The sequence below is a fragment of the Algoriphagus faecimaris genome, from assembly GCF_900101705.1.
GTDB lineage: Bacteria > Bacteroidota > Bacteroidia > Cytophagales > Cyclobacteriaceae > Algoriphagus > Algoriphagus faecimaris.
In genome coordinates this window covers 57,228-70,532 of the sequence record NZ_FNAC01000012.1, presented here as the reverse complement: position 1 = coordinate 70,532, position 13,305 = coordinate 57,228, and the positions used below count along the sequence as shown (strand labels likewise).

Below are 13,305 nucleotides of genomic sequence, written 5' to 3'. Positions count from 1 at the left end.
GGAATCATTCATGGAACACCCAAACGTCGAAGATACCTATAAAACTCTATCCAAAGTATCCTCGGGGCTTTATAAAGACCGAAGCAGCAAATTTCATTATTTTGCTTTTCCCGTAAAAACGGAAGAGGAAATAAAAAACCACCTTGCTGACCTTCGCAAAACTTACTATGATGCTCGGCATCACTGCTTTGCTTGGATCTTGGGAATAAACGGTGATAGTTATCGGGCAAATGACGATGGTGAACCCAATCATTCCGCAGGAGACCCCATTTTAGGTCAAATCAGATCCAATCAACTCACCAATATACTTATTGTGGTAGTGCGCTACTTTGGGGGCACCAAACTGGGTATGAGTGGTCTGATTAATGCCTACAAAACTGCAGCTGCCATGGCCATTGAAGAAAATGAAATAATAGAAGAGCAAGTCAAAAGTCAATTAAAAATCAGCTTCTCCTATCCCGCCATGAATGAAGTAATGAAGCTGGTCAAAAACCAGGAACTAAACATCATTGATCAGCAGATGAGTCTGGACTGTCAAATGTCCCTGGAGATGCGCCAAGGACTATTTGAATTTGTACTAAATGCCCTTCAAGAGATTGAAAGCTTACAAATTCTTGAAGTTGAAGAGTGAATCAAAATACCCTTCTTTATTCAGCTTTTTGAAGATTTCAAGACATGCCCATGCATCGGTCGCCGCATAGCGCTGCTGTTTTTCGGTGAGCACTTCAGCCTCCCAATTAGAAACCTGTTCGGATTTTGAAATTCTGATTCCTAAGACCATACCGCTGAGATTCCTTACTCCTACATTGTGAAATCCGATTTTCTTAAGTTCATCGTTAAGATCAAAAAAAGAAGAGGCATAAAAGGAATCGGTAAGCTTCCCTAAGCCTTTGATATCATCGTGCACGGCAGCGCCTACTTTGATGATATGCTCCCTTTCTAGCAGATTTCTAATAGAGTCCGGAAAACCAATATGATTTAACCGAAACAGAAAAGCCTGATCTGCAGTGGATAATTGCAACAAAGAAACTTGATTAAACACCCCTTTTCTGAAAGCCGGCTTAGTTTCGGTATCAAAACCCAAGAGATGCTGTTTTTCCAAAAACTCGACCACCTCGTCCACTTCCTCTGCTTGATCGATTAAGTAAATCTCTCCTTCAAACTGTCCCAAAGGAAGCTCATTGACCTCCTCTTTACTTATTCGCAATGGAATCATGCTACAACTTCTTCTTCCTCTTCGTAATAATTAATTCCTATGTTCAAATATCCATACAAGATCGTCATAAACGGGCTGATTATATTGAAAAAACAATATGGGGCATAAACTAGAGTAGCCACTCCCAATACTGACGCCTGTGTAGCTCCACAAGTATTCCAAGGGACTAACACGGAAGTCACCGTCGCAGAATCCTCTAGCGTTCTACTTAGGTTCTCTGGTTTCAATCCTCTCTTTTTATAAATATCTGCATACATTCTCCCTGGAACAAGGATGGCTAGGTATTGATCTGATGTGGTAATATTGAAAAAAACACATGTCGCAGCAGTAGAAGCAATCAAAGATCCCACGGTATGCACTTTTCGAATAATAGCTTCTGCCAGTACCTTAAGCATTCCGCTCACTTCCATTATACCTCCGAAAACCATCGCACAGACGATTAGCCAAATGGTATTGAGCATTCCTCCCATCCCACTAGTAACCAATAGCTCGTTGACAACGTCGTTACTCGTCACCACGGCTATTTCACCATACAGAGACATCATGACTGCCTTGAAACTACTATATGCATAGGAAGTTCCACTTTCATTAGCGATAGCATAAATTATATCAGGCTGAAAAATCACTGCAAATACACCCCCCAATAAGGCTCCAGTCAACAATGCCGGAATTGCTGGGACTTTTTTCAGAATCATCACCAAGACTACTCCAGGAACTATAAATAACCAACCGTTAATATTGAATTTATCCAGAATAATTGAAGAAATCGCTTTTACGTCGTCCACAGAACCCGCCGTCTCATAATTCATCCCTATCACTATAAAAAGAAGCATGGCTATGGTGATCGAGGGAACGGTCGTTTTGGCCATGTGGCGGATATGGGTAAATAAATCCGTTCCCGCCATCGCCGGGGCTAAATTGGTGGTGTCTGATAATGGAGACATTTTATCTCCGAAATATGCACCTGAAATAATCGCTCCTGCTATAATTCCTTCCTCAAAACCCAATGCTTTTCCTATCCCCAACAAAGCAACGCCCACAGTAGCCACAGTGGTCCATGAGCTTCCCGTCGCAATGGATACAATCCCAGAAACAATACAAGCCGCCACCAAAAAAATGGCTGGACTCAATACCTGAAGACCATAGTAAATCATGGCGGGTACTATTCCGCTCAAGAGCCAGGTTCCCGCGAGTGCACCGATTAGAAACAATATCAAAATACTGGACATCGCCGAGCTGATGCTCTTGACCATCCCATCCTGAAGTGTCTCCCAATGAAAGCCTAGTCTATACTTGGCTACTAAGGCAGCTACTCCTGCGGACAGTATTAAAACGATTTGATTGGAACCCGAAAGTCCATCTGTACCAAAAACCTGGATATTTAATACCAAAAGGATAATCAAAAAAACCAAAGGTATTAGCGCATCTCCTACGCTGGGCACTCGAGTTTTCTCTTGCATGAATCAGTTAAAATCAAATGAAGTTTTGAATCTAAACAAAAAATATTAATTCCTCTTTCTGATCAGGGTGCTAAGTTCTTTGCCGACTTGCCATCCTACAGCCACTCCCATCCCACCTAAGCGAGCTGCCAGAAAGGTTCTCTTTCCTATTTCCTGAATGATCGGAACTTTCTTTGGGCCAAAAGCCATGATTCCTGTCCATTCCAAGTCCCATTCCAAGCTTTTGCCAGGAAAGATGATTTCTTCTGCTAATTGGATCAAATGACTTTTTATTTTCGGGTTGATCTCGTTGCTCAGCGTTTGCTCCGTTTCCTTATCTAAGTTTCTGGCTCCACCGATTAACAATCGATTCCCCACTTTTCTAAAATACACATAGCCTTGGTCCATATGAAAACTTCCTTTCCATGGGATTTTGAAATCCAATTCCTTTGTAGTCATCACCAATCCCCTACCAGGCTCCAAATCCAGATCAGGAATTAAGTTTTTGGCAAAAGCATTGGTACAGATCGCGATTTTCTCTGCCTCGAAAGGGATCCTTTCTTCCGAAAATGAATTTTTTGCTAAGAGCTTTCCTTCATCCTGATCGATTGAAAGCACCTCTACACCTGTAAGAATTTTAATCCCAAGGCGGCTAGCCTCTTTCCAAAGGGCCTCTACATATTTACCCGGATCCAATTCTCCCTCGTATTGATTTTGTACGATTTCTTTTATTTTTTCGGAAAACCCAAAACGGGACCGCTTGGGAACTAAAGAAAAAACGGGCTTTTTGAAGATAGGCTTTAAAAACCCATTGATCTCATCGATTCGGTCCAAGGCATCTAGCTGTGAAGCATCTATCAGTTCAAAGCCTTTGCTAGGCCGATAATCAATGGTTCTATCACCAAACTCCTTACGAATACTCTCGAGTCCTTTATACCTTCTTTTGACTAGGTCAAGCACCTCGGGAGGGGTCATCTGCCAGAAATCATCCAAAAGCTCCGTAAGACTCCCAAAACATGCAAAACCAGCATTTTTGGTACTCGCTCCATTAGGAAAAATCCCTCTTTCCAAAATCAAAACCTTGGATTTTGGAAACTTTCTACTCCAGTGAATAGCAGTAGAGAGCCCTACAAAACCAGCTCCTATGACAATGAAATCATATTTTAAAAAATTTTTCTTCTCCCAGTAGCTAAACATTTTTAAACCAGATTGAAATTATGACATCAAGAATTATTAATTTGAAAGCAATCTAACGGATAATTCCCCAAATAACCATGAGAAAAATTGATGCATTACTTCATGAATATGGATTGAGTCATCAAAATCACACCAATAAAATTATTCATTGGTTTTGTGTACCCGCCATATTTTTTAGTGTCGTAGGATTGATCTACAGCATACCCGCAGGGCCTCTCCCCGAACTCCTGCCATTTCTTCACAATTTTGCCAATTGGGCTACAATAGTGTTGATATTGGTCTTGATTTATTATGTAACACTCTCTGCACCACTTGCCTTGGGAATGCTGTTTTTCTCCGCCATCTGTTTGGCTTTGGCAAATTTTCTAAACCTAAGCTTCCCAGGAAAACTCTGGGCCATTAGCCTAGGTATCTTCATTATTGCATGGATTATTCAGTTTTATGGACATAAAATCGAAGGAAAGAAACCCTCTTTTTTAAAAGATGTCCAATTTCTAATGATTGGCCCTGCTTGGTTAATGCACTTTATCTACAAAAAGCTAGGTTTGGCTTACTAGTCTCTATTTGTCTCAAAAATTTCTCTAAGACGATTTAGGGATTCTTGATTTTTGGGAGTATAAATACTCATCAAGATGGATTTTTTTTCTCTGGCCGTTAGTCTCCAGTTCAGAGATGCACGTTGCATCGTCTCCTGAGTCGAGGTCAATTCCCCAGGTTGAGCTTTATTTGGAGCATATTCAAATTCTACCTTCTCCAAAGAAAAAGGCATTGACTCCGCCATGTAATTATAGAGCACCTCATTTTGAATAGTCTGAATATTATCCCAATTGGAGTAAATATTTTTAAGAGGAGTGAAGATTTTTTCGAAGATTCTGGGAAAAGGATGAGTAGGGATTTCCTCCACCTTCTCTGAATCTCTGATAGTAATTAAGCAAACTCCAGAAGTATTCTCCTCTATCCAATCCTGAAAAACATAGGTAAAACGCAAAGCGTCCTGAATCCCAAAATTATCTGAAAGCCCTGTGTCCATGGTTTCCATCGTAGGATCTGAGGGCAGTTGAACATTAGGCGTGATAAAAGGAAAGGTTGCTGACATTCTAAGAGCTGTCAAAAACCGTAAATTTTCACTTTTTTGAGCTTTAAAAAATCGCAGAAAATCCACACTTTGTTTCTTTTCCGATTCTCCTGTTTTTCCCAAAATGGAGGTTCCCAAAAAAGACATAGAATGCGGAGAAATCACAAGTTTCCTCCCATCATTTGTGATCAAGGCAGTCACTGGAAGTAGTGGGATCTTTCCCGAAAACTCGGGCTCTTTGTAAGCTTTTAAGGGCTTGTCCAGTAAGCCTTGGGTATTGATATTCAATTGATTTTCAAAAGCAAATCCCCTGTCTTTCAAGTGTCTATATCCACCATATTCAAAATATTGATTTCGGATCAGTAGATCATTCACCAAAAGCGTAAAGATAATCGGATTCAGATTATCAGCAGAAATCTGCTCTCTATAAAGCGAATCGGTAAGGTTAATCTCCGGATTACTCAGAGATTGCAGGTACAATTCCCTAAACATCGCTGCACCTATAACCCCTCCTGAGGCTCCTGTCATCAGTTCGGTTTGCTTTGAGATTTTACCATCACTAATGCTGTGTATCGTCTGGAGTACATGAAGCGTCCACAGTGCCGCCCGCTGACCTCCTCCACTTGAAGCCACCAAGACTAACTTAGGCAGCGAGTCTTCCTGATGACTCTTCCAGTTATTGAGTATTTGAATGAAATGCTCTCGATCCTTTTTGACGGTATCAGGATGCAAAAGCGCATCAAGCTTCTCAAGCGTGTAGGGAACGGGCCTAGCATCATAGTCTAGCCCAAATGCCTCATGAGGTCGGTTCAAAAAGTCAAAATTGGAGAAATAATTCACTAAAACTACTCCTGCAAATACAACCACTGTCGACCAGCTCCTCAACCAAAAACTAAGCGCTCCTACCAGCATAACCAGAATCGAAAGCAACAGGGTGGCACTCATGGCCGCCGGCAACTGCAAAACTGGTTCTTCTTTGAATACTCCCAGAAACAAAACAAAGGCGATGAGAAACACTTGGATCAACAGTAAATTCAAGTGATTTTGATCAAAAACGCGTAGAAGCTTAGCCTGCTCAAACCTACTGATATCTGGCCTTACCGGCTTCAACTTTAAGGAAAGATCCAAGTAATGATTTACTTTTCTCTTCTTGTTTTTAGCTTCCCTAAACCTACTTAGTGCATTAGCTTGGGTGAGTTTTACTTTTCTCAACCTCCGATCAAGATTATCTGCAAAAAGGACAAAAAAGTCTTTGTTGGTAAAAGCAAAATACCCAAAAATCACCCCATAAGAAATCAAGCTACCTAAAGAAAACCCTCCAAAGTAGCCTAAAACTTGCCAGTCTGAATCCAAATCATTTTGAAGCTGAAATGACACAAAACTATAGCAATAAGCCAAGTAAAAGACTAAAGGGACAATCGAATTATTTACACAATAGTGAATAAATGGTCTTGTCACCACTGCCAAAAAAGAAAATTGACGACCATCCATGATGTAAGTCGTCATGTGAAAAGCCATGGTAAATGCAGCAAACCCCACTCCCATCAACAAAAAACTAACCCATGATACCTGATGCAGGTATTCTGGATCTAAAAACAAAAACGGAATTCCAAGTACTACCCCAAACGATTCAAAAGTAATGGCCAATAACAAGATCCAAATCAGGAGCAAAGCCAGATTTTTTCTTAAATGCAGCAGTAGGAGCTGAACGGGGAAACTATACCAGATTTTGGAGGCCATAATAGTCTATTGCTCAAAAGATAGCGCTTTTTCGGAAGGGAGAAAATTAAGAATCACAGTTTTCTGATTGTCAAAGTTTTAATTTCCAAGCGAATAAAAACTCCATAAAATTAAGAAAAGGAACATGGACATTCCCTAGATAAACTTTACCTTCATTGCCCAAATGAATTGAATTATGAGAACGTGGTTTTTGTGCAAAGTCAAATATGCGAAGGAAAATGAACAAGGTTTGCTAAAGAATATTTCTGAGCAATACCTGGTAGACGCTGTCTCCTTTACAGAAGCCGAAGCCATTCTTTACGATAGGCTAGGCTCACAGATAAGGGGCGATTTTCAAGTGACGGGGATTAGTAAAAGCAACATCGTTGATGTCTTTTTCTATGAGGATGCTGATCTTTGGCACAAGTGCAAAATCACCTATCTTGTCGCAGATGGAGATAACGGCAAAGAAAAGAAAGTCACACAATACATGATAGTCACAGCCGAAGATGTTAAGCAGGCCTATGTGAGAATCCAAGAGAGCTTGAGCAATATGTTGGTGAGCTTTCGTGTCCCTGATGTTACCGAGAGTCCTATTGTGGAAGTTTTCCCCTATGAGCGAGAAGAAGAGCAGGCAAGTTTACCTCCAGGCAATTTTAAGCCCGTAGAAAATCTAGAGGACCAAGAATAATTAAGATACTTCTATATCTTCAAAAAGGCTGTCACGACTAAGACAGCCTTTTTTATTTTACTCTATCAAGTAAACGCGAATCCAACTCTCTTAGCAAGTTTTTTAGTCCAATGCCCTAGCCTGATGATCGATTACAAATTGGATCAATTCCTCCACAGGTATTGCCGCTCGAGCAGATGCGTCAGCAATATCCTCTCGACTGACCTGAGCCGCAAAGGTTTTATCCTTTAAGCGTTTCTTCACACCTTTCACTTCCATGCCCTCATAGCCATTAGGTCGCATCAAAGAATAGGCATGAACAAATCCACTGAGCTCATCAAAGGCATACAGCATCTTATCCATCAAAGAAACAGGCTCCACACCAAAGTACCTCGGACCATGTGAAGCGATAGCATGTATAATCTCCGGATCAATTTCCCGCTTTTCCAACTCCTCTATGATCTTGTGACAATGTGTTTCGGGCCATTTCTCCCAATCTGCATCATGCAAGAGTCCAGCTAAAAACCATCGATACTGATCCTCTTCAGAAAAGCCAAGTTTGGTAGCATAGCTACGCAACAAATGTCCAACCTGACGCATATGGACGATTAGTTTGTCATTTTCCACCCAATCTTCCAATAGGCCAAAGGCTTCCGTTTCACTTAACACATTCCCTTTGTTACTGGGATTTCCGAACTCTGTTCGGTTCAGTTTCATCGCATCATAAGTCATTATGTATTATTTTTTTTGTATTTTATATAAATATTAATGCTTTTTAAATAAATTGATTTTAGAATCACTTACTTTTACCTCATGGTTAATAAAAAGTCTCTGGAAATCTTAGCCCAATTGGCTATCAATTCAGAATACTTTATGCAGGTCACACTGGATAAGGAAGGGAAAGTACTGTCTTCTGATTCAGGTATCGGCCCAGTTCCTTCCCTCTTTGAAAAGAAAGTGGTTGATATGCACTTCTCAGATTGTTTTATCTCGTCTGATTGGGTAAAATATGAAAATAACCGATTAAAAGCTTGGAAAAATCACCAGCAATCCTTCCTAGTAGATCTTCGGAAGATTAATTACGGGAGCGGTTCAAGTGTATTGACCAAATGGGAGTTTTATTTCATCTCGGAAGAGTTTGGCACCTGCTTGGGAATCGGGCATCCGCTCGAGGTCAAAAAACCTTATGACATAGGTTTAGGTGAATTTATAGATCAATCTGACAACTCCAATGAACTTCTGGAGAGTCTTTTGGACAACAAACTGATAGGATTTTGGGATTTTGATCCTTTCAGTAAAAAAAATGCTATCAGCTCGGGACTAGCGCTTTCACTAGGGTATAAGGAAAGAGAGATTGAGGCAAAAGGTGAAATCCCCTGGCAGCAGCATATACATTCAGAAGATTATTCTCAGCTGATGATTGACTTGGTTCATCACTTTAAAACCTCTGGAAACCTCCCCTTCAAAAAAGAGTTTAGGATGATTAACAGACAGAATCAGACCATTTGGGTGGTTGGTTTTGGCAAAACTATTCAGTGGTCACCTGAGGGTAAACCCTATCGCGTACTAGGCTTGATCATCGATATTTCCGATCGGAAAAAGCAGCAGTTATGGCTAAAAGAACATCACTTTTTCCTTAAAGAACTTGCTTATAAACAATCGCATACGCTTCGCTCAAGAGTGGCAAATATCCTAGGTCTACTCGATATTTTGGACATAGAACAACAGTCCGTAGAATCTAAACGAATCGTCGAAATCATCCAAAAGGAGACCAAAGAACTCGATATTGCTCTTAAGAAAAGCATCAAAGAGTCTGTTCAACACCATAAATCACTCGAAAAAGAAGCCGCCGAAGACGACGACTCCCATAGCCTCTCAATTAAAGATTCCTGATTTTCCACTTTGCTTTGATGTAGCCCCAAATCAGGCTGGGGCTCATGCTTTTTTTCCTCTACTCGCTTCTAGCATATCCCACATTTCATCTGGTATCTGATCCAGATTGTTAAACTCTCCTGCTCCCTTGAGCCATTCTCCTCCATCGATAGTGATCACTTCTCCATTGACAAAGGAAGAATAATCCGACACCAAATAAGCGGCAATATTTGCCAACTCCTGATGCTCTCCTACTCGACCCACAGGGACTTTTTTAGCCGGGTCAAACTTTTTGACCAGATCTCCCGGCAGAAGCCTAGACCATGCTCCTTCGGTAGGAAAAGGACCCGGAGCAATGGCATTGGAACGAATCCCGTATTTAGCCCACTCCACAGCCAAACTTCTTGTCATTGCCAAAACACCAGCTTTTGCAGCAGCAGAAGGAACGACGTATCCAGAGCCAGTCCAAGCGTAGGTAGTCACAATATTGAGGAAAGTCCCAGCTTGTTTTTTGGCAATCCAATCCTTTCCTGCTGTCAGTGTCACCTGGGAGGTTCCTTTCAATACAATATCCAAAACAGTATTAAATGCATTAGTCGAAAGTCTTTCGGTAGGACTGATGAAATTTCCTGCAGCATTATTAAGAACCACATCAATCTGACCAAATTTTGCATTGGCATCTGCCCACATCTTTTCGACTTCTTCTATTGACCTTACATCGCAGGCAAGTGCTAATACCTCACCTCCCTTGGCCTGCATCATCTCATCGGCCGATTGTTTCAATACATCCAGTTTACGTGAAGTAATGACCAAGTTGGCCCCCAACTCTAAAAAGTAAAGGCCCATGGATTTACCGAGACCAGTACCACCACCGGTTATCAAAATAGTTTTGCCTTTCAGGGCACCAGCTTTCAGCATACCTTCCTTCAAAATCATATTATATTTGGTTTGATTTAGGACAAGTTAAGGATACGGCCTGGTAATTGAAAGCAATTTAAAACTGGTAATTACTCTTTTTGACAGTATCATGAAATCTTTGAAACATCTTCTCGTATTTCTATTGATTGGTTTATGTTTGGCCTGTCAAGATGATACCGACCGTATCATTCAAACCAACCTGCCTGATGAAGCTCTACAGCTTTTTGATGTTTCATCAGTCCTTGGAGAAACCACTCCATTGGCATCCTTCAGTTTTAGTGATTTTCGAAATCTAAGCTCGGAAAATTTACCGGGATGCCCACTCATTGAACTTGATCTGAATTTACAGCAGGTTCTTTTAAATTACGATGAAAGAGGAGACTGTGAGGGAGAGCCTAATCATTCCAGAAAAGGAAAAATTTTAATTGATTTTTCCAATCAATCTGGGCTCGTCAGAAAACTGTTCTACTATGAAAATTATTCCTTTGAATCTTACCAGCTACAAGGAATCCGGGAATTTACCCAGTCTACCCTTTCTAACTTTACAGAAACTTTTGAAAACTTAAGGTTGGAATCAGAGCAAAATCTAGGTTTTACTATATCAGGTGAATTCACCCATCAGATCAAACGCAACTCATTCATCCCACAGTCTATTACAAGTAGTGGAAACCTAACAGGAAGGAATCCAGCAGGAAGAACGCTCCGGTTAAACATAGCTACTCCTAAATTCACTGAGCTCCGCTGTTATGCTCAAGATCAAATTTTACCTATGGCAGGAATCGAAACCTGGTGGGTAGGAAGAGGAGAGTCCTCCGAAGTGAGCTATAGGATTTCTTTCGAAAAAGAAAGCGAATGTAGTGTGCAGGCTTTTGCACAGCTTCCCGATGGAAGAAGGCTCAGACTCATCAACTAATATCTACTTAAGTTTAATCAACAAAAAAGCCCCGAATTGCTACGGGGCTTTTTAAAATAGTCAAAATTGTGATGAATTAGTATCTGTAGTACTCAGGCTTAAATGGACCCTGCACTTCTACTCCAATATATTTCGCTTGATCCTCAGAAAGGGTATCCAATTCAACCCCCAATTTAGAAAGATGAAGAGCCGCTACTTTCTCGTCAAGATGCTTAGGAAGTACGTAAACTCCCGGCTGATATTCTTCATGCTTCTCCCAAAGCTCCAACTGAGCCAAAGTCTGATTCGTGAAAGAATTAGACATCACAAAAGATGGATGACCTGTGGCACAACCCAAATTAACCAGTCTTCCTTCTGCCAAAAGAATCAACTCTTTTCCGTCAAGATCATACAAATCCACCTGAGGCTTGATTACATTTTTGGTATGACCGTAGTTTTTATTCAACCAAGCCATATCAATCTCATTATCAAAGTGTCCGATGTTACAAACGATGGTCTTATCTTTCATCGCTTTGAAATGCTCACCTGAAATGATGTCTTTGTTTCCGGTCGCTGTCACGACGATATCTGCCTCTTTTACGGCATCGACCATCTTTTTCACCGCAAAACCGTCCATCGCTGCCTGAAGGGCACAAATAGGATCGATCTCTGTGACGATCACTCTAGCGCCTGCTCCTCTCAAGGATGCGGCAGATCCTTTTCCTACATCACCATATCCAGCTACAACCGCTACTTTACCAGCCATCATTACATCGGTAGCTCTACGGATAGCATCTACCAGAGACTCTTTACAGCCGTATTTGTTGTCAAATTTCGACTTAGTCACAGAGTCATTTACATTGATGGCAGGCATAGGCAAAGTGCCATTTTTCATGCGCTCATACAGCCTGTGTACACCAGTAGTAGTCTCTTCGGAAAGTCCTCGGATACCTTTGACCAACTCAGGATAGTTATCCAAAACCATGTTGGTCAAATCTCCTCCATCATCCAAAATCATATTAAGCGGCTGACGGTCTTCTCCGAAAAACAAAGTCTGCTCGATACACCAGTCAAATTCTTCTGCTGTCATGCCCTTCCAGGCATATACAGGAATCCCGGCAGCAGCAATAGCCGCAGCAGCATGATCCTGAGTAGAAAAAATATTACAAGATGACCAAGTCACCTCAGCCCCTAATGCTGCAAGCGTTTCGATCAAAACGGCTGTTTGAATCGTCATGTGTAAGCATCCTGCAATTCTAGCACCTTTAAGCGGCTGAGTAGCCCCAAACTCCTCTCTCAAGGCCATCAATCCAGGCATTTCTGCTTCTGCAAGTTTGATTTCTTTTCTTCCCCACTCGGCAAGTGAGATATCCTTTACTTTGTACGGAATGAATTTTTCAGATTTAATTTCTGACATATGAATTATATTATTTGATAAAATCGTTTTTCAAAAACTCGGGCAAAGGTACCGTTTAAATTTTGGAATCTAAAATTCCATTTAAATCCTAGGAAATCGAATCTCCTTAAAATCAAAGCTTTGAAGCTCATTATTTTCTAGCCTCAGTTCAAGCCTACCAAGAGGATCTAATCCTGATATTTTCCCTTTTAACAAACCGCTTCGAGTCTCAAAAGTTTCCCATTCTTCCCATAAATACAAGTAGCTCAAGTATTCCTTTTTGATCAAAGCGAAAGCAGCTTGTTTTAATCGGATATATACCTGCTCAATTTGAGTGATAATCAGTCTAAAAAGCTCCTCAAGATCAAAGGAAGAACCTGTCATTAAACGAAGTGAGGTGGCCCCTGCTGTAGAAAAAGCTTGCTGATTGATATTCAACCCAATTCCCACAATGGCATATTCCCATGATTTATATCCAAGAGAATTTTCAATCAAAATGCCTCCTATTTTACCAAAACCTCTAATCACGAAATCATTGGGCCATTTGACTTGAATATCTGGCAAATAATCTGACAAAACTCTTCTAACCGCAACAGAAATTGCCATATTTAAATAAAACTGCTCAGTAACATCCAAAAAATCAGGCTGAAGGATAAGAGAAAACGTTAGGTTTTTACCAGACTCCGATTCCCAGGAATTGCCCCGCTGCCCTTTCCCTTTGATTTGGTTTGCACAGATAACGATAGTGCCTTCCTTGGCTCGTTTTTCTCTGACTAATTGGAGGGCGATGTCATTACTTGAATGACAGTCTGACAGGAAATGTATATCTTTTCCTAAAAAAATGGTATTGGCAAGAATTTTATACATATGTTTTCGGTTTGCCTATTAGCGGTTAGCTTTACCAAAGCATT

Annotated in this window: 13 protein-coding genes; 5 read left to right on the top strand and 8 right to left on the bottom strand. The window is 40.8% G+C overall.

The features are described 5' to 3' along the window. The first annotated feature begins 10 nt into the window (after positions 1-10). Positions 11-631 carry an IMPACT family protein gene (locus BLQ57_RS08295; protein WP_087938855.1) on the top strand — a complete coding sequence of 207 codons (621 nt, stop codon included), beginning with the start codon at positions 11-13 and terminating at the stop codon, positions 629-631. Here the strand turns inward: BLQ57_RS08295 and BLQ57_RS08290 are convergent. Genes BLQ57_RS08290 through BLQ57_RS08280 form a run of 3 tightly spaced genes read right to left on the bottom strand, consistent with a single transcriptional unit; the run spans position 605 to position 3,852 of the window. Further along, positions 605-1,216, bottom strand: a complete 612-nt coding sequence (locus tag BLQ57_RS08290) for a 3'-5' exonuclease (protein WP_087938856.1) — start codon at positions 1,214-1,216, stop codon at positions 605-607. The genes BLQ57_RS08295 and BLQ57_RS08290 overlap by 27 nt on opposite strands. Next, positions 1,213-2,676 carry a Na+/H+ antiporter NhaC gene (gene nhaC, locus BLQ57_RS08285; protein ID WP_087938857.1) on the bottom strand — a complete coding sequence of 488 codons (1,464 nt, stop codon included), beginning with the start codon at positions 2,674-2,676 and terminating at the stop codon, positions 1,213-1,215. The genes BLQ57_RS08290 and nhaC overlap by 4 nt, the downstream gene beginning before the upstream one ends. A gap of 45 nt (positions 2,677-2,721) precedes the next feature. Next, positions 2,722-3,852, bottom strand: a complete 1,131-nt coding sequence (locus BLQ57_RS08280; protein ID WP_087938858.1) for an NAD(P)/FAD-dependent oxidoreductase — start codon at positions 3,850-3,852, stop codon at positions 2,722-2,724. A 77-nt stretch (positions 3,853-3,929) separates the two neighbouring features. On the opposite strand from BLQ57_RS08280, the gene BLQ57_RS08275 reads away from it, so the two are divergent. Then, positions 3,930-4,409: an Mpo1 family 2-hydroxy fatty acid dioxygenase gene (locus BLQ57_RS08275; RefSeq protein ID WP_087938859.1), complete on the top strand. Its 480-nt coding sequence runs from the start codon at positions 3,930-3,932 to the stop codon at positions 4,407-4,409. On the opposite strand, the gene BLQ57_RS08270 is transcribed toward BLQ57_RS08275, so the two are convergent. Continuing rightward, positions 4,406-6,667, bottom strand: a complete 2,262-nt coding sequence (locus BLQ57_RS08270; protein WP_087938860.1) for a patatin-like phospholipase family protein — start codon at positions 6,665-6,667, stop codon at positions 4,406-4,408. The two genes, BLQ57_RS08275 and BLQ57_RS08270, sit on opposite strands and share 4 nt — an antisense overlap. A 175-nt stretch (positions 6,668-6,842) precedes the next feature. On the opposite strand from BLQ57_RS08270, the gene BLQ57_RS08265 reads away from it, so the two are divergent. Further along, entirely contained in the window at positions 6,843-7,337 is a 495-nt protein-coding gene (locus BLQ57_RS08265; protein WP_087938861.1) for a DUF4494 domain-containing protein, read from the top strand. Positions 7,338-7,439: 102 nt separating this feature from the next. On the opposite strand, the gene BLQ57_RS08260 is transcribed toward BLQ57_RS08265, so the two are convergent. After that, positions 7,440-8,033, bottom strand: a complete 594-nt coding sequence (locus BLQ57_RS08260; protein WP_394331259.1) for an HD domain-containing protein — start codon at positions 8,031-8,033, stop codon at positions 7,440-7,442. A gap of 96 nt (positions 8,034-8,129) precedes the next feature. Here BLQ57_RS08260 and BLQ57_RS08255 point away from each other — a divergent pair, with 96 nt between their 5' ends. After that, on the top strand, positions 8,130-9,209 hold the full coding sequence (locus BLQ57_RS08255; protein WP_087938863.1) for a PAS domain-containing protein: 1,080 nt from the start codon (positions 8,130-8,132) through the stop codon (positions 9,207-9,209). A gap of 42 nt (positions 9,210-9,251) precedes the next feature. Here the strand turns inward: BLQ57_RS08255 and BLQ57_RS08250 are convergent, their stop codons facing one another. Then, the gene (locus tag BLQ57_RS08250; protein ID WP_087938864.1) at positions 9,252-10,124 is read right to left on the bottom strand and encodes an SDR family oxidoreductase; all 873 of its coding nucleotides are present in this window, start codon (positions 10,122-10,124) and stop codon (positions 9,252-9,254) included. A 100-nt stretch (positions 10,125-10,224) separates the two neighbouring features. On the opposite strand from BLQ57_RS08250, the gene BLQ57_RS08245 reads away from it, so the two are divergent. After that, positions 10,225-11,019, top strand: coding sequence for a hypothetical protein (locus BLQ57_RS08245; RefSeq protein ID WP_139162694.1), 795 nt, complete (start codon positions 10,225-10,227; stop codon positions 11,017-11,019). Between the two features lie 76 nt (positions 11,020-11,095). On the opposite strand, the gene ahcY is transcribed toward BLQ57_RS08245, so the two are convergent. Both ahcY and BLQ57_RS08235 read right to left on the bottom strand, forming a co-directional pair. After that, positions 11,096-12,415: an adenosylhomocysteinase gene (ahcY, locus tag BLQ57_RS08240; protein WP_087938866.1), complete on the bottom strand. Its 1,320-nt coding sequence runs from the start codon at positions 12,413-12,415 to the stop codon at positions 11,096-11,098. A gap of 81 nt (positions 12,416-12,496) precedes the next feature. After that, positions 12,497-13,261, bottom strand: a complete 765-nt coding sequence (locus BLQ57_RS08235; protein ID WP_087938867.1) for a biotin--[acetyl-CoA-carboxylase] ligase — start codon at positions 13,259-13,261, stop codon at positions 12,497-12,499. Positions 13,262-13,305 lie beyond the last annotated feature (44 nt).